Origin of the sequence: Azospirillum sp. TSH20 (assembly GCF_003115935.1) — a bacterium.
Lineage (GTDB): Bacteria > Pseudomonadota > Alphaproteobacteria > Azospirillales > Azospirillaceae > Azospirillum.
In genome coordinates, this window is record NZ_LGQU01000022.1 from 105,150 (window position 1) to 126,791 (window position 21,642).

The following is a 21,642-nucleotide window of genomic DNA, read 5'->3' on the forward strand; positions in this document are numbered from 1 at the left end:
TCCAAGAATCAAGAACCGCATGGTTCCCTGTACTACCCTTCACCCTTCCCACGCGCCCCCTCAAATATTCTCCGCCATGTGGATCGTCGCGTTGCTCGCCTGGGCACCGGCGGTGCGTTGGCGCATCTGGCGGGCGAAGCGCAGCGGGTTGGGCAGGAAGTTCAGCATCGAGCCGAGCTTGCCGACCGACGAGGTCGCCTTGCCCACCGCCATCACGTCGGCCAGCCGCCGGTCGATGAAGGCGCGGGTCTCCGCATGGTCCTCCGACTTGTCGTCCAGCCAATAGAAGGTGGAGGAGCTGACCACCGCCGCCAGCAGCGCCCGCTTGGTGTAGTGGTTGTAGTCGGTGGAGGTGTCGCCGGCGGCGAACCACATGGCGTCCACCGTGCGGTAGAGCAACCGCAGGCCGAGCGTCACGTTCTGTGGCATCGCCAGGTAGGAAAGCTGCCGGCGCTTGGCTTCGCGATAGGGCTCCAGAACCTCGAAATAGGTGCGGACGGCGAGAGAGATGCGCTCGCGCACCTTCATCTCGGCCATCGGCTGGGCTTCCAGCCGGTCCAGCATCTGGCGGTCGGCCCAGTCGGCGAAATGCTCCACCGCGTCGGTGACGCCGCCGGGAAAGGCGCGAAGCAGCGCCGACGGCTCGTGCCCCGCCATCTCGGTGCCGTCGCGCAGAGCCTGCAGGCTCCAGCCGTCGAAGACGACGTTGGGCAGGCTGGCCACCAGGATCTCGTCGCGAAGCGTGTCGATGCTCATCGCCAAATCTCCCTGCGCTCGCCCTCAGGCCGGGGTCGGCGCGTCCGTGGCCGCGCCCGGCGCGGCCGTGATATGAGTCGCCGCGGCCAGCGCGGCGTTGAGGTGATGCATCTCCTCGGTGCAGACGAGGAGCCGCAGATCGTCCATGCGATCAAGATAGAGCACGCCATCCAGGTGGTCGACCTCGTGCTGGACCACACGGGCATGGAATCCCGACGCTTCCCGATCGATCCGGGCGCCGTCCAGGCCATAACCGCGGTAGCGGATGCGGGCATAGCGCGGCACCAGCCCGCGCAGGCCGGGAATCGACAGGCAGCCTTCCCAGCCCATGACCATGTCGTCGGTCAGCGGCTCGATCACCGGATTGACCAGGACGGTGTTCGCCACCTCCTCCCCCTCGCCGCGGTCGGCGGGGATGCGGAAGACGATGATCCGGCGCGACTCCGCGATCTGCGGCGCGGCCAGCCCGACTCCGGGAGCATCGAGCATGGTGGCGATCATGTCGGCCGCCAGCCGGGCGACGGCCGGATCGGTCGGGTCGGCGATGGGCTCCGCGATCTTGCGGAGTACGGGATTGCCCATCCGGGCGATTGGAAGCACTGGCATGCCGCTATATCTGGAGTGTGAATGCGGCCGGAGCAACCGATTCCTGTGGTTATGCCACAGCGGTTCTGGCCGGGCTTATGCTTGCGGGCCGAAGACTCCCCTTCACAAAGGCGGTGGAGCATGCTACACACTGCGCCCACACAAGGGGTGCGCCCGCCGCGCATACCTATCTGTTGCCTTTGCGCAACACGGCACACTTGGAAGGGTGACGGTAAACGTGCAAGTTCTGGTCCGAGATAACAACGTCGATCAGGCCCTCCGCGCGCTGAAGAAGAAGATGCAGCGCGAGGGCATTTTCCGTGAAATGAAGCTGCGTCGCAACTACGAGAAGCCCTCGGAGAAGCGTGCGCGTGAGAAGGCTGAAGCGGTGCGTCGCACCCGCAAGCTGCTCCGTAAGCGGATGGAACGCGAGGGCTATTAATCGTCGGTCGCACGTAGCGACTGCGAAGGGCGCGTGTGATGCGCGCCCAAGACCCCTTGTGTCTTGCACCCGACCGTCCCGCGATCCTCGCGTGGGCGGTTTTGGTGTATCTGCGCCATTTCGCTTGGCCTGATTGTGCGTCGGTCAAGCGTATTGAACGGTCAGCGAGCCAAAACGTCGCAGCCCGTACCGGAAAGGCCCGATCATGAGCGCTTCCAACCTCACCGCCCGCCACTCGGTCCCGGCGTTGCGCGCCCGCAAGGGGGGCGAGCCGATCGTCTGCCTGACCGCCTACACCGCCCCGGTGGCCCGGCTGCTCGACCCGCATGTCGATATCCTGCTGGTCGGCGATTCGCTGGGCATGGTGGTCTATGGGCTGGACAGCACGCTGCCGGTGACGCTGGACATGATGATCGCCCATGGCGCCGCGGTGGTGCGCGCGTCGGAACGGGCGTGCGTCGTCGTCGATCTGCCCTTCGGCAGCTATCAGGAGAGCAAGGAGGCCGCTTTCCGCGCCTCCGCCCGCGTGATGGCGGAAACCGGTGCCCAGGCGGTCAAGCTGGAAGGTGGGCTGGAGATGGCGGAGACGGTGGCCTTCCTGACCGCCCGCGGCATTCCGGTGATGGGCCATGTCGGGCTGACGCCGCAGTCCGTCAACACGCTCGGCGGCTACAAGGCGGTCGGTCGCGATGCCGAGGCGGCCGAGCGGATCGCCGCCGACGCCCGTGCCATCACCGAGGCCGGCGCCTTCACCCTGGTGATCGAAGGCACGATGGAGCAACTCGCCCGCCGCATCACCGAAGAGGTGGCGATCCCCACCATCGGCATCGGCGGCTCACCGGCCTGCGACGGTCAGGTGCTGGTCACCGACGACATGCTTGGCCTGTTCGGCGCCTTCCAGCCGAAATTCGTCAAGCGCTACGCCAACCTGGGCGAAACGGTCGGCGAGGCCGCCGCGACCTACGCCGCCGAGGTGCGCAGCCGCGCCTTTCCGGGGCCGGAGCATTGCTTCGGGGTGAAGAAGGCGGCGGCGGTGTAACGCCCTCTCCTCCATATCGTTCTTCCTCCGTTCCAGGCGATCCGCTACAGTCCGACCGCCATGGATGCACCCTCCCCTGCCCTGATCCCGCCCAATGTCGCCGCGTGGTTCCGGTCGCGCGGCTGGGCGCCGCACCCGCATCAGGTCGCCATGGTGGAGGCCGCCGAGCGGGGTGAAAGCGCTCTGCTGATCGCGCCCACCGGCGGCGGCAAGACGCTGGCCGGCTTCCTGCCCTCGCTGATCGAGCTGGCCGAACGGCCGCGCGAGGGGCTGCACACCCTCTACATCTCGCCGCTGAAGGCGCTGGCGGTCGATATCCAGCGCAATCTCGAACAGCCCATCGCCGAGATGCGGCTGCCGATCCGGGCGGAAACCCGCACCGGCGACACGCCGGAGGCCAAGCGCAGGCGCCAGCGCAGCCATCCGCCGCACATGCTGATGACGACGCCGGAAAGCCTGGCGCTGCTGCTGTCCTACACCGACGCCGACCGGCTGTTCCGCAATCTCCGCTGCGTCATCATCGACGAGTTGCATGCGCTGGCCGGCACCAAGCGCGGCGACCTGCTGGCGCTCGGTCTTGCCCGCCTGTCGCGGCTCGCCCCCGCGGCCCGCCGCGTCGGGTTGTCGGCCACGGTGGCGGAACCGGAGCGGCTGCTGGCCTGGCTGTCCCGCCGCGGCCGGCATGACGGAAGCGACTCCGACGACGTGCGACTTGTGCTGGGCCGCAGCGGCGCGCAGGCTGAGGTGGAGATCCTGACCTCGCAGGAACGGGTGCCCTGGGCCGGCCACATGGCGATGCACGCCATGAAGGAAATCTACGAGCGCATCAACCGCCAGCGCACCACCCTGCTGTTCGTCAACACCCGCGCCCAGGCCGAACTGGTGTTCCAGGCGCTGTGGCGGGTCAACGACGACAATCTGCCGATCGCGCTCCACCACGGCTCGCTGGCGGTGGAGCAGCGCCGCAAGGTCGAGGGCGCCATGGCGCGCGGCGAGTTGCGGGCGGTGGTCGCCACCTCCTCGCTGGACCTCGGCATCGACTGGGCGGCCGTCGACCTCGTGGTGCAGATCGGCGCGCCGAAGGGATCGAGCCGGCTGGTCCAGCGCATCGGCCGCGCCAACCACCGGCTGGACGAGCCCAGCCGCGCCCTGCTGGTTCCCGCCAACCGCTTCGAGGTGCTGGAATGCCGCGCCGCGCTGGAGGCGGTGCACGACCACACGCTGGACGGCGAGGCGCCGCGGCCGGGTGGGCTGGACGTGCTGGCCCAGCATCTGCTCGGCATGGCCTGCGCCGCCCCCTTCTCGGCCGATGAGCTGTATGAGGAGGTGGTCTCCGCCGCCCCCTATGCCGCGATGACGCGCGACGAGTTCGACGACGTGCTGGATTTCGTCGCCACCGGCGGCTACGCGCTCGGCGCCTATGAACGCTTCCAGCGCCTGAAGCTGCGCGAGGACGGGCGGATGGCGGTGGCCGGCCCGGCGGTGGCACGCCAATACCGCATGAATGTCGGCACCATCACGCAGGAGGCGCTGCTGCGCGTCCGCCTGAACCGCGGCCCGGTGCTGGGCGAGGTGGAGGAGTATTTCATCCAGGGCCTGACCCCCGGCGACACCTTCCTGTTCGCCGGCCAGTTGCTGAAGTTCCTCGGCGTCCGCGAGATGGAGGCGCAGGTCGCCAAGGGCGGCAGCGGCGACCCGAAGGTTCCCGCCTATGCCGGCGGGCGGCTGCCGCTGACCACCCATCTGGCAGAGCGCGTGCGCGCCATGCTGGCCGATCCGCGCCAGTGGGACGGGCTGCCAGAAGACGTGCAGGAATGGCTGCGACTGCAACGCTACCGCTCGGTCCTGCCGAACCGCGACGGGTTGCTGGTCGAGACCTTTCCCAAGGCGGGCAAGCAGTTCCTCGTCGCCTATGCCTTCGAAGGGCGGAATGCGCACCAGACGCTGGGCATGCTGCTGACCCGGCGGATGGAGCGCTTCGGGTTGGGGCCGCTGGGCTTTGTCGCCACCGATTATGTGCTGGCGGTGTGGTCCTTGCGCTCGCCGACGGACATGGATGCGCTGTTCGACCAGGACATGCTGGGCGACGATCTGGAAGCCTGGATGGACGAATCGTCGATGCTGCGGCGGACCTTCCGCAATGTGGCGCTGATCGCCGGCGTGATCGACCGCCGCCATCCGGGGCAGGAGAAGACCGGGCGGCAGGTCACCTTCTCCTCCGACCTGATCTATGACGTGCTGCGCAAGCACGACCCCGGTCATGTGCTGCTGCGGGCGACACGGGCCGATGCAGCGGGCGGGCTGACCGACATCCGCCGCCTGTCCGATTTCCTGGCGCGGGTGCGGGGCCGGATCACCCACAAGGACCTCGACCGCATCTCCCCGCTGGCGGTGCCGGTGATCCTGGAGATCGGACGCGAGCGGGTGGACGGCAGCGCCACCGACGAACTGCTCGCCGCCGCCGAGGCCGAGCTGCTGGCGGAGGCGATGCCGGAACTGGCGCCTCCCAAACGTGTCAAACCGGAACAGGGCCGGTTGATCCTGTGATGAGCCTCACCGAGAGCACCAGCCGCGCGGCGCTGACGCTGTGCGGCGCCGATCTGCTGGCCGATCCGTCGGGCGCCCTGCTGTGGCCGGAGGAAGGCATCCTCGCCGTCGCCGACCTGCATCTGGAGAAGGGATCGGCCTTCGCCGCGCGCGGCCGGATGCTGCCGCCCTATGACACGCGGGCGACGCTGGGCCGGCTGGCGGAGATCATCGCGATGGCGCGCCCGGCGCGCGTGCTGTGCCTGGGCGACAGCTTCCACGACCGCCGCGCAGCGGAGCGGATGGACCCGGCCGACGTGGAGCGGCTGCGCGGCCTGACCGCCACCGTCGCCGACTGGGTGTGGATCACCGGCAACCACGACCCCGAACCGCCGCAGGGCCTGGGCGGCCGGGTGGCGGCGGAGCTGTCCATCGGCCCCCTGACCTTCCGGCACGAGGCGCAGCCGGGCGCGGTCGGCGAGTTGTCGGGCCACCTGCACCCGGCCGCCACGGTGGCGTTGGCCGGGCGGCGGGTGCGCGAACGCTGCTTCGCCCATGACGGTGCCAAGCTGATCCTGCCGGCCTTCGGCAGTTTCACCGGCGGGCTGAACGTGCTGGATGCCGCCTTCGACGGGCTGCTGGCGCCGGGCTTCGAGGTGCTGATGACGGCGCGCGGCCGGGTCTACCGCTTCCCCTGCGCCCGTTTGTCGCCGGACCGCGCGCGCTGACGCTCTGGCCGAAGCGTGAGCGCGGCCTATATCGGTGGATCCGGATGAGACCAATCGAGCACCGCGCATGCCCGCCCCCATCATCGTCTGGTTCCGCAACGATCTGCGCCTTGCCGACAATCCGGCGCTGACCGCCGCCGCCCAGGCCTCCGCCGAACGCGGCGCCCCGGTCATCCCGCTCTACATCCTGGAGGAGGAAACCGGGGATCCCCCCTTGGATCCATGGACGCTCGGCGGGGCGCAGCGCTGGTGGCTGCACGGCAGCCTGGAACGGCTCGCCACCTGCTGCGCCCGCCATGGCTCGCCGCTGGTGCTGCGCCGGGGCGAGCCGGGGGCGGTGCTCGACGCGCTGATCGCGGAGACGGGGGCGGAGTGCGTTCTGTGGAACCGCCGCTATACCCCCGCCAAGACCGCCCGCGATTCGGCGATCAAGGAGCGTCTGAAGGCGCGCGGCATCGACACACGCAGCTTCAATGCCGGCCTGCTTGCCGAACCCTGGACCGTCCGCAACAAGAGCGGTGGTCCCTTCAAGGTCTTCACCCCCTTCTGGCGCCATCTGTCGGCCACGCTGAACCCACCGCTGCCGACCCGCGCCCCATCCGAACTGATGGCGCCGGGCACCGCACCGGCCAGTGACGATCTCGACGGTTGGGGCCTGCTGCCGACAAAGCCCGACTGGGCGGCGGGCCTGCGCAAGCGCTGGGTGCCGGGGGAGACGGCGGCGCTGTCCCACCTTGCCGATTTCCTCGACGGGCCGGTCGGGGTCTATGCGACGGAGCGTGACCGGCCGGACCGCCCCGGCACTTCCGTCCTGTCGCCCTATCTGGCCTTCGGGGAGATCGGGCCGCGGCAGATCTGGCATGCCGCCCGCCATGCCGCCGAGGCCCGGCCGGAACTGGCGCCCGGCATCGACGCCTTCCTGCGCGAGATCGGCTGGCGCGAGTTCCAATACCACCTACTGCACCATGCGCCGGAACTGCCCGACCGGCCGCTCGATCCCCGCTTCGCCGACTTCCCCTGGCGCGAGGATGCCGCCGGCCTGAAGGCTTGGCAGCGCGGGCGCACCGGATATCCCATCGTCGATGCCGGTATGCGCCAGCTGTGGGAGACCGGCTGGATGCACAACAGGGTGCGGATGATCGTCGCCTCCTTCCTGATCAAGGATCTGCTGCTGCCCTGGCAGGAGGGGGAGCGCTGGTTCTGGGACACGCTGGTCGATGCCGATCTGGCCCAGAATGCCGGCAACTGGCAGTGGGTGGCCGGCTGCGGCGCCGATGCCGCCCCCTTCTTCCGCGTCTTCAACCCGGTCCTGCAGGGCGAGAAGTTCGACCCCCAGGGCGATTACGTCCGCCGGTACGTCCCGGAACTGGACCGGCTGCCGCCGCGCTGGATCCATCAGCCCTGGGCCGCGCCGACCGAGGTGCTGCGGCAGGCCGGCGTCCGGCTGGGCGACGACTACCCGCGCCCGATCATCGACCATGCCGTCGCCCGCGACCGCACACTGGCCCTCTACAACGAGCGCAAGGGCAAGGTGGAGGCCGAGACCTGAGTGTCGATCTTCATCGAAGAGTCATGGCGTCGCCCGCAATCGGTCACGCACCTTCGCTATCGTGCGTTCAGCGGCCCGGTGCGGTCGCGCCGTCCCAAAAAGAAAGAACGACCGCCACCTGACAAGGCGGCCCCTCCCCCGGGGCCGCCTTTTCCCTTGTCGCGTTGCATCAGCCGACAGAGCGTTATAAAGTAACACCCATGTCCGCGCTTCACGACCATACCCACTGCATCGCCGATGCCCTGACCCGTGCCGACGCGCTGTGCGCCGAACGGGGCGCGCGGCTGACCGCATTGCGCCGCCGCGTGCTGGAGCTGGTGTGGTCCAGCCACCGGCCGCGCGGCGCCTATGCGATCCTGGAGGATCTCAGCCAGCAGGACGGCAAGGCGGCGGCACCGCTGACCGTCTATCGCGCGCTGGAATTCCTGGTCGAGCAGGGGCTGGTCCACCGCATCGAATCGCTGAACGCCTATGTCGGCTGTGCCGCGCCGGGGGATGTCCATTCCGGGCAGTTCCTGGTGTGCGAGGCCTGCGGCGACGCCGCCGAGATCGACGATCCGGGCGTCGGCGCCGCCATCATCGCCGCGGCGGCCGAGCGCGGCTTCCGCGTCCAGCGCCCCACCGTCGAGGTGCGCGGCCTGTGCAAATCCTGTCAGGAGAATCCCCGTTGAGCGCTCCCGCCGCCTCTCCCGCCCGTCTTCCCGTCTCGGTGCTGACCGGCTTCCTCGGCAGCGGCAAGACCACGCTGCTGCAGGCGCTGCTGCGCAACCCGGCCATGGCCCGCACCGCCATCGTCATCAATGAGTTCGGCGAGGTCGGGCTCGACCATCTGCTGGTCGCCAAGGCGTCGGAGAACATGGTGCTGATGGACAGCGGCTGCCTGTGCTGCACCATCCGCGGCGATCTGGTCGACACGCTGCGCGACCTGTTCCTGAAGCGGGTGAAGGGCGAGATCCCCGAATTCGACCGGGTGGTGGTGGAAACGACCGGGCTGGCCGATCCGGCTCCGATCATCCACACCCTGATGTCCGATCCGTTGCTGGCCGCCCGCTTCCGCCTGGACGGCGTCATCGCCACGGTGGACGCGGCGCACGGCTCGCTCCAGCTCGACCGCCAGCCGGAAAGCGTGAAGCAGGCCGCCGTCGCCGACCGCATCGTCCTGACCAAGACCGACGTCGCCACCCCGGCGGCGACCACCGCCTTGATGCAGCGCCTCGCCGCCATCAACCCGGCCGCCCCGATCATCCCCGCCGCCCATGGCGAGGTCGATCCGAACAAGCTGTTCGACGCCGGGCTCTACAACCCCGAGACCAAGAGCCCCGACGTCGCCCGCTGGCTGCGCGAGGAGGCCTATCGCGACGAGCAGGCCAAGGCGCACGGGCATGAGCATCATGACCATGATCACCATGGACACGATCATGATCATGACCACGGGCACAGTCACGACCATGACCACGATCACGGCGACCATTGCGGTCCCGACTGCGGCCATGACCATCATCACCACGACGCCAACCGCCATGACGACCACATTCGCGCCTTCTGCATGGTGATCGACCGGCCGATTCCCTGGAACGGCTTCGTCGACTTCATGGAGGCGCTGATCGCTCAGGCCGGCGAGAATCTGCTGCGGGTGAAGGGCCTGCTGAACGTCCAGGAAAGCGAGCTGCCCGTGGTCGTCCACGGCGTCCAGCACATGTTCCACCCGCCGGTCCGCCTGGAGGACTGGCCCAGCGACGACCACCGTACCAAGCTGGTCTTCATCACCCGCGACCTCGGCCAGCCGGTGATCGAGCCGCTGTTCAACGGGCTGGTCTGGGGTGAGGGGAAAGAGGGGTAAGTGCGGGCTATGGGGTGCCCCCTCACCACATTGGTTGCCCCCTCCCCATCCCTCCCCCGCTTCGCGGGAGAGGGGGCAGGACCTTTGCAGAGGTTAGCAAAGAACGGCGGCAGTCCCCTCTCCCGCGAAGCTCTCGCACAAAGCTTTGCTTTGTGCTGACGCGACAGGCGGACCATAGGTCCGCTGAGAGCGGGGGAGGGTTAGGGAGAGGGCACTCGAAGCCGACACCGCCCCACCACCCTCACTTCCCCACCACCCGCCGCAGCGGGCTGTCGCCGACCGCCCACACCCCGCGGTCCGTCACCTTCGCCCCCTCAAACACCAGCCAACTCTGCCGCCCGTAATGCGGCAGCGGCCGGAGCAGCGCCTTCAGCGCCTCGGCATCGGCGCCCGACACCACCAGCGCCGTCCGCCCATCCGCCGCACGTGACACCCACACCCGTGCGCTGCCGCGCCCGGCCAACTCCGCCGGCACCGGCGGCAGCCTGCGCGCCTCCAACGTCCGCGCCACCGCCGCGTCGGTGCCGACCAGCAGCAGCGGCGCCGCTCCACCGCCACTCTCCCTGCCGCCACTCTCCCGACCGGAAGCGTCGATCAGCCGGCCGGCCAGCGTCCCTGCCGCCTCCGCCGCCTCGCCATCCATAGGGCCATCAACGGCGATCACCCGCTCCGCACCCGGACGCAGGGTCACGTCGCGCAGGATCGGCGGCGCCTCCCCCGGAGCCAGACGGCGGAACAGGTCGAAGTCGGGGTCGACCGCCACCGCCCGGACCTCCGCTTTCGATGGAATGCGCAACGTCGCCTGCCGGCTGTCGAATTGGGCGCTATGCTCCTCCACCCCGGCCGCCGTCTCCAGCCGCACCGGTAGGGTCAGGGCATAGGGCGCGTCGGCCTCCTGCCGCAGGGTCAGCTGCACACCGTCGCCCACGGCACGGGCATCGACCAGGGTCAGCATCGGCGCGCCCCGCCGCTCCACCCATTGACTGAACAGCCCGCTCAGGTCACGGCCGGACGCTGCCTCGAAGGATTGGCGGAGGTCGGACCAGCCGGCATTGCGAAAGGCAAACCCACTCCAGAATTTCCGGATGCCGGCATCGAAAACGTCGCGCCCGATCTCCGCCTCCAGCATGTGGAACAGCATCGCCGCCTTGCCGTAGCCGACGATCTGCGAGGCATCGTGCGTCTTGGACAGGAACTCCGTCAGCGGGCGGTCGCGCTCGGCCGGCAGGGCAGCATAGTCGCGCAGCCAGTCCAGCCGCATCGCCCGCGCCGCGTCGGCGCCGCGTTCGCGGGCGGCGGCATAATCGGCCATGTAGGTGGTCAGCCCCTCCGCCCAATTGCCGCCCTCACCGACCCGCACGCCGTTGCCCCACCAGTTGTGCATGATCTCGTGGGTCAGCGACTGGCTGCGGATGAAGGGCAGCGGCAGCACGGCACGGCCGATGGCGGTCAGGCCGGGGAAACCCAGCCCCACCGGCGGTGGAACCGATACAACGCTGAAGCCGTCGAAGGGATACGCGCCGATGCGGGCGGACCCGGCGGCGATCGCCTGCTCCGACAGTCCAAGATAGCCATCGGCCAACCCGGTCTGTTCCGGATGGCGGTAGAGCCGCAGGCGCAAGGTTCCGGCCATCCGCTCCTCCACCGTCCAGGGGCCGGCGAAGACGGAGGGTTCTTCCACGCTGCGGCTTTCCTCGAACACCGCGCGGTAGCCGGCGGCGTCGCGCCCCTCTTCCACCAGCCGTCCGGTGGCGACGGCGACATAGGGCGCCGGCACCCGCACCGACAGGCGCCAGGTCGGCGGTTCTTCCGATGCCGAGGCCGGATCGGGCAGCCAGCCGCCAAGCCCCGGCAGGAAGGCGCCCTCTCCATCCAGCGCAAGCCCGGTGCCGGCGGTGAAGCCCGGCAACCGGCCGCCGTAGCGCAATGTCACCGGCCCGCCTCCCTCCGGCACCACCAGCCGCAACCGGTCGCCACGCCGATCCACCGGGACGGGCTTGTCGCCGGCCCGCGCCTCCTCCAGCGTCAGGGCCGGGTCCAACCGCAAGGACTGAGTCCCGGCCGGCAGTGTCAGCCGATCCACCGCCTCTATCCGTCCGGCGGCGGGATCGAGCGTCAGGTCGATGTCGTGGTGAAGCGGTGCGGCACCGGCCGGGGCGACCACGCCCAGGACCAGTGCCACTCCCACCAGGGTCCCCAGCGCAGGGAACCGGATGCGCAGGATGGTCGTCATGGCCCTGAAGATGGTCGCCGGACCGGCAAGGCGCCAGCGCGGCGTCATGCCGCGCGGATGCTCTCCAGGAAGCCGTCCACCTCGCGGCGCAGCCGGTCGGCGACGCCGGTCAGGAGCCCGGATTCATCCAGCATCTCGTTTGCCTTGGCACCGGCATCAGTGGTCGCCTCGCTGGCGCCGGCGACATTGACCGAGACCGCCTGCGCACCCTGGGCCGCCTGATGGACGTTGGCGGAGATGTCCCGTGTCGCAGCCCCCTGCTGTTCCACCGCCGCGGCGATGGCGCTGGAGATGCTGGTCATCTCGCCAATGACATGGCCGATGTCGCGGATCGCCACCACCGCCACGTTGGTCGCCTGCTGGATTTCGGCGATCTTCTTCTGGATGTCGTCGGTGGCGCGGGCGGTCTGGTTGGCCAGTCCCTTCACCTCCGACGCGACGACGGCGAAGCCCTTGCCGTGCTCGCCGGCACGCGCGGCCTCGATGGTGGCGTTCAGCGCCAGCAGATTGGTCTGCCCGGCGATCGAGTTGATGAGGCTCACCACCTCTCCCACCTCGTTGGCAGCGCGGACGAGGCCATTCATCACCTCGTTGGTCTTGGCCGCTTCGGTCACCGCCTGGTTCGCCACGTCGTTGGAGGCGCTGACCTGCCGGCCGATCTCGCCGATGGAACTGGACAGCTCCTCCGTGGCACCGGCGACGGTGTTGACGCTCACTGCCGCCTCTTCCGCGGCCTGGGCGGCGGCGCTGCTGCGGCTGGTGGCTGTGCCGGTGCTGACGGTCAGCGACTGGGCGGTCTGGCGCATGGTGCCGGCCGAGGCCGTCACCTGCCGCACCACCTCGCCGATGGACCGTTCGAAGCCGTCGGCCAGCCTGGACAGCAGGGCCACCCGCTCGGCCTCCGCCTTGACGTGCATCTCTTCCTGCTGGGCGCGCAGGCGGCGGTTTTCCAGCCCGCGTTCCTTGAACACGCCGACCGTCGCGGCGATCTGCCCGATCTCGTCCCGGCGGTCGGTGTCGGTGACCTCGACATCCAGGTCGTCATTGGCCAGCCGCCGCATCGCCGCGGTCAGCCGCGACAGCGGATGAGTGATGGAACGCGCAATCCACAACGACAGCAACAGCGCCGCGATGCCCAAACCACCACCGAGCAATCCGGCCTGCAGTGCATGACGGCGGAACTCGGCCTTGATGTCGTCGACATAGACACCGGTGGCGACGATCCACTTCCAGCCCGGCGTCATCTGCGAATAGGCGATCTTGGGGCTTGGTTTGGCCCCCGCCACCTTCGGCCAGGAATAGGAGACGTACCCGCCACCCTTGCGCCCCTCTTCCACCAGAAGCTGCGCAAATGGGACGCCATTCGGGTCCTTGGAGTCGCCGAGATTTCGCCCTTCGATTTGCGGCTGTCCACCGTGGACTTCAACCAAGCCATCGGCATCTGTGGCGAACAGATATTCGTTCCCGGCGTAACGCATCGAACGTATGGCGTTGCGGGCTGCGGTACGGGCCGCGTCCAAGGGCATCTCACCCTTTGCAGCACGGGTTTCAAAATCTTTGACGACACCGATGGCAGCCTCGACGATCGAACGAACCTTTGCCTCGCTGGCCTCCTGTTGAGTGGTGTGAAGAGAAGAGAGAAGGATGGCGGCCACACCTATGATTGCGCAGAGCATAACTGCGGAAATGGTGAGGAATTTTTTTCCTATGCTGACGTTCTGCATTCACACGACCTCCCGGATAGAATATTAGAATTCTATGGATTCGGTCGGTCAGTGTCAAAACGGAATAGTGAAGACACAATTGAACGTCAAATGCGTCAGAAGATTACAGGCCGCTAAGAGATTGATAGCAAATCATCACAATTGATCGGAAAGACTCCAAAAACAGATCCCAAGCCTAGGTCAACCCGCATAGGCGCGCACCCGATCATACAACTTTGACAACCGGACATCGCAGATCTCTAGCTCTTTCAAGTGATCAACTGTGTTGGCCAAGTAATCGATGTTGGGCCCGCGCTGGCCGCAGCAGCCGGCGATGCGACAAACGACCGCAGCCTCTTCCAGGCCTCGGCAGTATTGCGGGTGGTTGCGGTCGACGACGAAGCAGCAGGCGCTGACCGACTCCAGCCCTTCCGCCGAGCAGCCGTCGCGCAGGCGGACGCGCAGCAGTCTCGGCCGGTAGACCCGGCTGTCCATCTCGCGCTCCCACAGATAGTCGAGGGTCGAGGGCACGTCCGTTGCGGCCACCCGGAAGACGATGCCCCGGCAGGAACCGCCGCGGTCCAGCCCCAGCACCAGCCCCGGCCGCTCCGGTGTCCCGCGGTAGCGGTAGGAGGCGACGCAGAAGCTGCGGTGGTATCCCGCCAGGGTCGCCGCATGCCGCTCGGCGAAGGTGAAGCCGGGGTTCCACATCAGCGAGCCATAGCCGAACACCCACAGGTCGGCACCGGGGTCGACGGCGATGTCGCCAGTCCAGGCAGGAGTCGGAAGCGGTGAATCGGGAGCCATGGAAGATCGCTGGAGAAGATCGCGGTGGAAAGATCGCTTGGGGACGTTTGGAACCGAATCGGAAGTGGCCGAGCCTAGCATGCGGGTTCCGGGGTCGCTATAACGGTGCGGATATGGAACGGACATGCCACGGATGCGACCCAACGCCACCTTTTCCGCCCCGCGCCGCCTGCTGACCGGGCGCCGGATCGCGACCATCCTGGTGCTGATGGTCCTGCTGCTGCCTGCCCTCCTCTATTCACTGTGGTGGTGGCAGGCGGCCCGCTCCGTGCGGGAGGGGCTGGAGACCTGGGTCGCCGACCAGCGCTCCAATGGGGCTGTGGTCGAGCATGGCGGGCTGACCGTCGGCGGCTTCCCCTTCACCCTGCGGGCCGAGATGGAAAAGCTCCATCTGGCGACCCGCGGCGCCGACTGGCAGGGTGCTGGTCTGGTGGCGGAGGCGGCGCCCTGGAACCCCACCCGCATCGCGCTCGCCTTTCCCGGCGAGCAGCGCCTGTCCGTCATCCAACCCGGTCAGCCGCCCATCGACATCCTGGCCCCGCAGGGCGGCAGCGGCGACGTGACGATGCGGATGTCGGGCACACTGGAGCGGCTCGCCCTGCATTTCACCGGCCTGACCGTGCAGGTCGCCGGACAGCCGGTGCCGGTCGCCACGCTCGACGTCAGCGCCGCCCAGCCGGACCAGCCGCCGGCCGAACGCGGCACCGCCGGCCTGACCGTGACGCTGTCCGCCGACGGGCTGACCCTGCCCGACGGCATGCCGCCGACGCTGGGCCGCGAGGTGAAGCGGACCGAGATGACCCTGCGCGTCATGGGCACCCCGCCCCGGCCGGAACCGGCCAGCCTGTCGGCCTGGAGCCGCGACGGCGGCACGGTGGAGTTGGACCGGCTGGCGCTGGACTGGGGACCGCTGGGGGCGGTGCTGTCCGGCACGTTGGCGCTGGACGCACAGTTGCAGCCGCAGGCGGCGCTGACCGCGGAGATCCGCGGCGCACCGGCCATCCTGGACGCGGTGAAGCCGATGATGCGCCCGAACGAGGCCGCCATCGCCAAGACCGTCCTGGCCATGCTGGCGCGTCCGACCGGCCCGAACGGCGAACCGGTGGTCACCGCCCCGGTCACGGTGCAGGACCGCGCGCTCTATGTCGGGCCGCTGCGCGTCGCAGCATTGCCCAAGCTGGTCTGGTGACAAGTATCGGGCGGCGCGGTCGATAACCGGCGGAAATGCAACAGGTGCCGGCGGGCATGACGCTTCCATGACTCCGCCCCCTTGTTTCACACGGCGCATCAGGTCAAATTGACGCAGTCCCTGTCGCGGCTGCCATGGTGCGTCGGTCGATGTGTCGGTTTCTTGCCTATTGCGGCGAACCCGTGTTCCTGGAAACGCTGGTCTGCACGCCCTGCCATTCCCTGATCGAGCAGTCGATGCACGCCGCGGAGGCGAAGACCGAAACCAACGGTGACGGTTTCGGCGTCGGCTGGTACAGCGAGCGGACCGAGCCCGGCCGCTATTGCGAGATCCGCCCGGCCTGGTCGGACGAGAACCTGCAGTCGATCTGCAACCATGTCCGCTCCCACCTGTTCTTCGCCCATGTGCGGGCGGCCACCGGCACCGCGGTCAGCCGGGCCAACTGCCATCCCTTCAAGGCCGGGCGTTTCCTGTTCATGCACAACGGGCAGATCGGCGACTGGCCCCGCCTGCGCCGCCGGGTGGAGGCGATGATCCCGGACGAGCTGTACAGCTCGCGCACCGGCACCACCGACAGCGAGGCGATCTTCCTCGCCGCCGTGGGACAGGGGTTGGAGCAGGAGTCGGTCGGCGCCTTCCAGCGCGTTCTGCATGCCATCCGCGACGAGATGCAGGCGCTGGACATCACCGCGCCGCTTCGCTTCACCGCGACCTGGACCGACGGCGAGCGGGTGTGGGCGGTGCGTTGGGCATCCGACGACAAGCCGCCCAGCCTGTACTGGCGCCGGGCCGAGAACGGCCTGATCGTGGTGTCGGAGCCGGTCGACGCCCAGCGCGACCAGTGGCGGCAAGTGCCGCCCAGCGGCGGGCTTGTGGCACGCATCGGCGCGGCGCCGGAGATGTTCACGTTTCATTGAGGGAGGGGCATCACCCCTCCAGCAACCGCTCCTTCGGAAGCAGGATCGTCACCGCCGTCCCCCGCCCCGGTGCGCTGTCGATCTCCACGCCGCCGCCATGCAATTCGGCAAAGCGGCGCACGATGGGCAGCCCCAGCCCGACCCCCTCATGCTGGCGGATCAGCGAGCGTTCGGCCTGGGTGAAGGGGTTGAAGATGCGTCCCATCAACTCGGTGGGAATTCCCGGCCCGTCGTCGCGCACGGTCAGCCCGACGAAATTGCCACGGTCCTCGACCGCCACGGCGACATGGCCACCGGCGGGCGTGAACTTGACGGCGTTGTCCAACAGGTTCAGCACCATCTCGCGCAACCGCCGGCGGTCGATGCGCATGCGGAAGGCGGGACAGGGATGGACGGCCAACGTCAGCCGCTTGCCCGCCGCCTTCGGCGCCAGCATGTCGGCGCAACCGGTCAGCAGTTGGGGAATGTTGACGTCGCTTTCCTGGATTTCGATGGAGCCGGTGGAGCCGCGGGTATAGTCCAGGATGTTGTTGACCATGGTCAGCAGCGACCGGCCGCTTTCCTCGATCAGCTTCACATATTCCAGGTAATCGGGATGGCCCAGCTTGCCCATCCCCTCTCCCGCCAGCACGTCGGCGAAGCCAATGATGGAGTTCAGCGGCGTGCGCAGCTCGTGGCTCATCACCGCCAGGAAGTCCAGCTTGGCGCGGTCGGCCTTGCGCGCCGCCTCCAACGCGTCCGACAGCGCAGCGGTGCGCTCCGACACACGGTGTTCAAGCTCGCGGTTCTGTTCGGCGGCGCGGCGGTAGAGCTTGCGGATCTCCACCATGTTGCGGACACGGTGCAGAAGCTCCCAGGCGATGAAGGGCTTGGTCAGGAAGTCGTTGGCGCCCAGTTCCAGCGATTTGCGCCGGGTCTCCTGGTCGGTCTGGGCGGTCAGCACCAGGATCGGCACGTAATCGTCGCCGAAGATCGGCTTCAGCCGCTCCATCAGGTCGAAGCCGCTCATGTGCGGCATGCGGATGTCGATCAGCAGCAGGTCGAATGGCTCGGCCGCGCAAAGGTCCGGCACCTTGCGCGGGTCGGTCTCGCCGCGCACACGGCGATAGCCGTCATGGCTCAGGATTTCCCGCAACAGGTCGACGTTGGACGGGTTGTCGTCCACGATCAGGATGCTCGCGTCCTTGACCTGCTGGGCGAGCGCCGGGTCGATCTGGCTCCTGTTCATCGGGAGCATGCACCTTTGAACCGTCCGCGTGGGCAATTAGATTTGCCTCTGAACGGATCGAATGCAATCCAAAAGGAGCAGGCCGGCGAAATGAGCGGCCGGGCATCCGGCCCGGCACCGCTCAGGCCCGCTTTTCCCAGCCGCCCCGGTCGGTCTGCTGCCAATAGGTCAGACTGTGGCCGGCCGCCTTGCAGGCTTTCCAGCGCTGACGGGCGGCCAGCACCGCTTCGTCGTCGTTGCCGTCGAACAGGTCACAGACAAGCTCGAAGCCGTCCATCCGATCGCTGACGCAGCCGTCCACCGTGACCAGCACCGTGGCGCCGTTGGGGTTCTCGTCGGCATCGGTCAGCCACACCGGCTGACGGTCGGCGAAGCCGTCGCGCGCCGCCCCGTGGGGCAGGAAGGAGCCGGGATCGTAGGTCCACAGATGCTGGTTCAGCATGTCCACCCGCTCCGGCGAACCGGCCAGCACGACGGCACGCCAGTTCCGCTCAAGAACCTTCTCCAGGATCTTGGGCAGCGCCTGCTCCATCGTGCGCCGTTGCAGGTGGTAGAAGCGGACTTCGGTCATGGCTCCTTCACTCAACTCAGGTCATCAGGCCTCGTGGAAATCCGCCACGAAGCGGTCGAGCAGGCGCACGCCGAAGGCGGAGGCGCCCTTCGGAACGGTGGGTCCGTCCTTCTTCGCCCAAGCCACGCCGGCGATGTCGATGTGCGCCCAGGGCAGGTCGTTGACGAAGCGCTTCAGGAACTGCGCGCCGACGATGCTGCCGGCGCCGCCGCCCGACCCGGTGTTCTTCATGTCGGCGGCCGGCGAGTCGATTTCCTTGTCATAGCCGTCGCCCAGCGGCATGCGCCACACCGGCTGGCCAACCTTCAGGCCGGCGGCCGTCAGGTTCATGGCGAGGTCGTCGTCGTTGGCGAACAGGCCGGCATGCTCGTGGCCCAGCGCGACAATGACGGCGCCGGTCAGGGTGGCGAGATCGATCATCAGCTTGGGCTTATAGACGTCCTGCGCGTACCACAGGCAGTCGGCCAGCACCAGACGGCCTTCGGCGTCGGTGTTGATGACCTCGATGGTCTGGCCGGACAGCGAGGTGACGATGTCGCCCGGACGCTGCGCCGTGCCCGACGGCATGTTCTCCACCAGACCGACGATGCCGACGGCGTTGACCTTCGCCTTGCGGGCGGCCAGCGCGTACATGGTGCCGATCACGGTGGCGGAGCCGCCCATGTCCCACTTCATGTCTTCCATGCCGGCCGCACCCTTGATCGAGATGCCGCCGCTGTCGAAGGTCACGCCCTTGCCGATGAAGGCGACCGGGCGCTTGTCGGCGGCATCCGGGTTGCCGTTCCAGCGCATCACGACCACGCGCGGCTCGAAGGCGCTGCCTTGCGCGACGCCCAGCAGGGCGCCCATGCCGATCTTCCTCAGCTTCTTCTGGTCGAGGATCTCGACCTCGACGCCGAACTGCTCCAGCTCCTTCGTCTTCTCGGCGAGGCTTTCCGGATAGATGACGTTGGCCGGTTCGGACACCAGATCGCGGGTGAAGCGGATGGCGTCGGCCAGCGTGTCCAGCTTTTTGAAGGTGGCCTTGGCGGCGCCGTCATCCTCGACCAGCAGCGTCACCTTGCGCAGGCTGGGCTTCGGCTCCTTCTTGTCGGACTTGCGGTCGTTGGTCCGGTACTTGTCGAACTTGTAGCTGCGCAGCTGCGCGCCGAAGGCGATCTCCGCCGCGGCGGCGGCCGGGGAAAGCTTGGCCCCCTCCGGCAGTTCGACCAGCAGCGCCGCCTCGTCTGCGGCCTTGTCGAGCTGGACGGCGATGGCGCCGCCGGCGGCCTGGAGGACCAGATCGGTCAGGTCGGCGCCCTTGCCGATGCCGACCAGCAGGATGCGGTCAAGCTCGGTCCCGGCTGGAGCGAGCAGCGTCAGCGTCTCGTCCTTCTTGCCGGTGAAGCGGGCGGCGGCCATGGCGCGGGCCAGCGCCCCGCCGGTCTTCTGATCCAGCTCGCGCCCGATCAGGCCGAGGCTACGGTCGGCGGCGACGGTCACGGCGAGCACGCCGGAGGACGGCAGGGACGGCTTGGCGAAGGAGAACTTCATCTGGTCCTCTTGAGGGGGATTGGGCGAATACGCCCGGATGGCATCGGCGGCGGAAAGCCTACCCCACCGATAAGGAGCGCGCCACCCCGGCTGTCAAGGGTGGGGTTCTTCGGCTTTCGTGCGAAGTCAGACCCCCACCTAACCTCCCCCGCTGGGCGGGGGAGGGACTGCCGCCGCTCTCCCGAACAAGCACTTGCCCCCTCCCCCGCCCAGCGGGGGAGGGTTGGGGTGGGGGCATTCAGCAGGCGCTACTCACGCATCGATCGCCTTGCCCAGTTCGACCGGATCGACCTCGCCCTGCTCCATCCCGACGTCGGACACGCTTTCCTCCGACACCGTCTCCTCTACACGGCGTTCCAGCACGGCGGCGAAGAAGCCGTCGGTATCGTGCTTGGCCGGGGTCAGGCGCAGGTACGGACCCTCGACCGGCGGCGCGCCGGCCTCCTCCTCCGCCCACACCTCGGCGACGGGCTTCACGATGAAGTCGTGGTGGGTCTGCAGGAAGGCCTCGACCTGCGCCTCGTTCTCGTCATGCAGCATGGAGCAGGTGGCATAGATCAGCCGCCCGCCCGGCTTCACCAGACGCGCCGCGCTGTCCAGGATGTTGGCCTGCAGCGGCAGCAGCTGTTCCAGCCCCGGCCCGAGCTGGCGCCAGCGGGCATCCGGGTTGCGGCGCCAAGTCCCGGTGCCGGAACAGGGGGCATCCACCAGCACCCGGTCGAACTTGCGCTTGTGGCGCTTCACCCAGGGATCGCGCTCGCTGGTCAGCGGGTGGGCCTCGATGTTGTGCAGGCCGGCACGCCGGAAGCGCTCGGCGGCGCGCTTCAGGCGCTTGTCCAGAACGTCGCAGGCCACCACACGGCCCTTGTTCTTCATCAGCGCCGCGACGGCCAGCGTCTTGCCGCCGGCGCCGGCGCAGAAATCGACCACCTGATGGCCGGGCTTCGGCGCGACAGCCAGTGCGACCAGCTGCGAGCCCTCGTCCTGGATCTCGACCAGACCGTCCTTGAAGGCGTCGACGCTGCCCAGCGGCGGCCGGCCCTTCACCCGCAGGCCCAGCGGCGACCAGCGCGTGGTCTCCGCCGTGATCTGCGCCTTGGCCAGCGCCTTGATGGCGCTCTGCTGGTTCGCCTTCAGCGGATTGATGCGCAGGTCGAGCGGCGCCGCCTCCAGCAGCTTTTCCATCTCCACCCCGAAGCGGTCGCCCAGCGAGGCGCGCATCGCCGCTTCCGCCCACTCCGGGCATTCCACCCGCACCGTCTCCGGCATGTCGGGATGGTCCATCGTGTGGCTTTCCAGCTTGCCGACCAGCGCCAGTTCGTCATCGGTCAGGCGGGCCGGGGCGAACTTGCCACCGCTGAACATCTCCAGCACCACGCCGGCGTTGCGGTTCTCTTCCAACAGCAGATAGGCCAGGACGCGGGCGCGCGGGGTGGCGCGCTCATAGCCGCCGCGCTCGATCCACCAAGTGAGCCGGGCATGGCGGCGCAGGATCGCGTAGGCCATCTGGGCGACGGCGGTGCGGTCCTTCGACCCGATGTAGCGGCGATTGCGGAAATAGGCGCTCATCACCGCGTCGGCGGGGCGAGGGGTCTCGTCGATCTCGGTCAGCAGATCGATGACCGCCTGGAGGCGGGCGGCGGGTGTCATGGCGTCTGGTCCCTTGGGGTGTCACATGGCGGCGAACAGGACCGGCCGCCCGCATGTTCCCCCGCATCGGATCGGGGACGGGATGCACAGTTGCGGACGGTCCTTCACGTATGGGCTGTCGATACCGCGTTTGCCGCGTCCTGTCACGCCTTGCCGCCGCGCGGCTGCCCCGCTTGCCGCCGGAAAGGCGCGGCCGGCGCCCACCCGTGACAACCGGCCGCGACCTACCCGAAAGTGCAGGTTGGGGATTGACGACTCGGGGTAACCACCGGCACAAACGATCGGGTGATGTGACCTTATCGTGACCGGACCGCCAGAGCGGCCGGACGATCCGGGTCTTCGAATG

At 68.5% G+C, this 21,642-nt stretch carries 18 protein-coding genes; 9 read left to right on the forward strand and 9 right to left on the reverse strand.

What is annotated here, in order from left to right:
- Positions 1 to 60: 60 nt before the first annotated feature.
- The gene (locus TSH20_RS05905) at positions 61 to 756 is read right to left on the reverse strand and encodes a COQ9 family protein (protein ID WP_109073853.1); all 696 of its coding nucleotides are present in this window, start codon (positions 754 to 756) and stop codon (positions 61 to 63) included.
- Between the two features lie 24 nt (positions 757 to 780).
- A complete protein-coding gene (def, locus tag TSH20_RS05910) occupies positions 781 to 1,362 on the reverse strand; it encodes a peptide deformylase (protein WP_109073854.1) in 582 nt (193 codons plus the stop codon).
- Positions 1,363 to 1,579: 217 nt separating this feature from the next.
- Here def and rpsU point away from each other — a divergent pair, with 217 nt between their 5' ends.
- The 7 genes from rpsU to TSH20_RS05945 all read left to right on the forward strand — a co-directional run bounded on the left by rpsU (position 1,580) and on the right by TSH20_RS05945 (position 9,465).
- Positions 1,580 to 1,783 carry a 30S ribosomal protein S21 gene (rpsU, locus tag TSH20_RS05915; protein ID WP_012974546.1) on the forward strand — a complete coding sequence of 68 codons (204 nt, stop codon included), beginning with the start codon at positions 1,580 to 1,582 and terminating at the stop codon, positions 1,781 to 1,783.
- A gap of 205 nt (positions 1,784 to 1,988) precedes the next feature.
- Positions 1,989 to 2,822 carry a 3-methyl-2-oxobutanoate hydroxymethyltransferase gene (gene panB, locus TSH20_RS05920; protein WP_109073855.1) on the forward strand — a complete coding sequence of 278 codons (834 nt, stop codon included), beginning with the start codon at positions 1,989 to 1,991 and terminating at the stop codon, positions 2,820 to 2,822.
- Positions 2,823 to 2,882: 60 nt separating this feature from the next.
- Complete coding sequence (locus TSH20_RS05925) at positions 2,883 to 5,369, forward strand: ligase-associated DNA damage response DEXH box helicase (protein ID WP_109073856.1); 2,487 nt, start codon at positions 2,883 to 2,885, stop codon at positions 5,367 to 5,369.
- Entirely contained in the window at positions 5,369 to 6,076 is a 708-nt protein-coding gene (gene pdeM / locus TSH20_RS05930) for a ligase-associated DNA damage response endonuclease PdeM (protein WP_109073857.1), read from the forward strand. The genes TSH20_RS05925 and pdeM overlap by 1 nt, the downstream gene beginning before the upstream one ends.
- 67 nt (positions 6,077 to 6,143) lie before the next feature.
- On the forward strand, positions 6,144 to 7,625 hold the full coding sequence (locus TSH20_RS05935; protein ID WP_109073858.1) for a deoxyribodipyrimidine photo-lyase: 1,482 nt from the start codon (positions 6,144 to 6,146) through the stop codon (positions 7,623 to 7,625).
- Positions 7,626 to 7,825: 200 nt separating this feature from the next.
- Entirely contained in the window at positions 7,826 to 8,296 is a 471-nt protein-coding gene (locus TSH20_RS05940) for a Fur family transcriptional regulator (RefSeq protein ID WP_109073859.1), read from the forward strand.
- A complete protein-coding gene (locus TSH20_RS05945; RefSeq protein ID WP_109073860.1) occupies positions 8,266 to 9,465 on the forward strand; it encodes a GTP-binding protein in 1,200 nt (399 codons plus the stop codon). The genes TSH20_RS05940 and TSH20_RS05945 overlap by 31 nt, the downstream gene beginning before the upstream one ends.
- Positions 9,466 to 9,706: 241 nt before the next feature.
- Here TSH20_RS05945 and TSH20_RS05950 read toward each other — a convergent pair whose 3' ends face one another.
- The 3 genes from TSH20_RS05950 to TSH20_RS05960 form a co-directional block, all read right to left on the reverse strand.
- The gene (locus TSH20_RS05950; RefSeq protein ID WP_247871521.1) at positions 9,707 to 11,746 is read right to left on the reverse strand and encodes a M1 family aminopeptidase; all 2,040 of its coding nucleotides are present in this window, start codon (positions 11,744 to 11,746) and stop codon (positions 9,707 to 9,709) included.
- Positions 11,743 to 13,422, reverse strand: coding sequence for a cache domain-containing protein (locus tag TSH20_RS05955; protein WP_109073861.1), 1,680 nt, complete (start codon positions 13,420 to 13,422; stop codon positions 11,743 to 11,745). Before TSH20_RS05955 ends, TSH20_RS05950 begins: the two co-directional genes overlap by 4 nt.
- Positions 13,423 to 13,602: 180 nt before the next feature.
- Positions 13,603 to 14,208: a gamma-glutamylcyclotransferase gene (locus TSH20_RS05960; protein ID WP_109073862.1), complete on the reverse strand. Its 606-nt coding sequence runs from the start codon at positions 14,206 to 14,208 to the stop codon at positions 13,603 to 13,605.
- A gap of 124 nt (positions 14,209 to 14,332) precedes the next feature.
- Between TSH20_RS05960 and TSH20_RS05965 the strand changes: the two genes are divergently transcribed.
- The gene (locus TSH20_RS05965; protein WP_247871520.1) at positions 14,333 to 15,397 is read left to right on the forward strand and encodes a DUF2125 domain-containing protein; all 1,065 of its coding nucleotides are present in this window, start codon (positions 14,333 to 14,335) and stop codon (positions 15,395 to 15,397) included.
- A gap of 149 nt (positions 15,398 to 15,546) precedes the next feature.
- Positions 15,547 to 16,314 (forward strand): class II glutamine amidotransferase, encoded by a 768-nt coding sequence (locus TSH20_RS05970; RefSeq protein ID WP_109073864.1) that lies wholly within the window; start codon positions 15,547 to 15,549, stop codon positions 16,312 to 16,314.
- 10 nt (positions 16,315 to 16,324) lie between these two features.
- Here the strand turns inward: TSH20_RS05970 and TSH20_RS05975 are convergent, their stop codons facing one another.
- From TSH20_RS05975 to TSH20_RS05990, 4 genes are all read right to left on the reverse strand, one after another.
- Positions 16,325 to 17,542: an ATP-binding protein gene (locus TSH20_RS05975; RefSeq protein ID WP_109074070.1), complete on the reverse strand. Its 1,218-nt coding sequence runs from the start codon at positions 17,540 to 17,542 to the stop codon at positions 16,325 to 16,327.
- A 121-nt stretch (positions 17,543 to 17,663) separates the two neighbouring features.
- Positions 17,664 to 18,113 (reverse strand): DNA polymerase III subunit chi, encoded by a 450-nt coding sequence (locus TSH20_RS05980; protein WP_109073865.1) that lies wholly within the window; start codon positions 18,111 to 18,113, stop codon positions 17,664 to 17,666.
- 24 nt (positions 18,114 to 18,137) lie between these two features.
- Positions 18,138 to 19,646: a leucyl aminopeptidase gene (locus TSH20_RS05985; RefSeq protein WP_109073866.1), complete on the reverse strand. Its 1,509-nt coding sequence runs from the start codon at positions 19,644 to 19,646 to the stop codon at positions 18,138 to 18,140.
- 252 nt (positions 19,647 to 19,898) lie between these two features.
- Positions 19,899 to 21,296 carry an RsmB/NOP family class I SAM-dependent RNA methyltransferase gene (locus tag TSH20_RS05990; protein ID WP_109073867.1) on the reverse strand — a complete coding sequence of 466 codons (1,398 nt, stop codon included), beginning with the start codon at positions 21,294 to 21,296 and terminating at the stop codon, positions 19,899 to 19,901.
- Positions 21,297 to 21,642 lie beyond the last annotated feature (346 nt).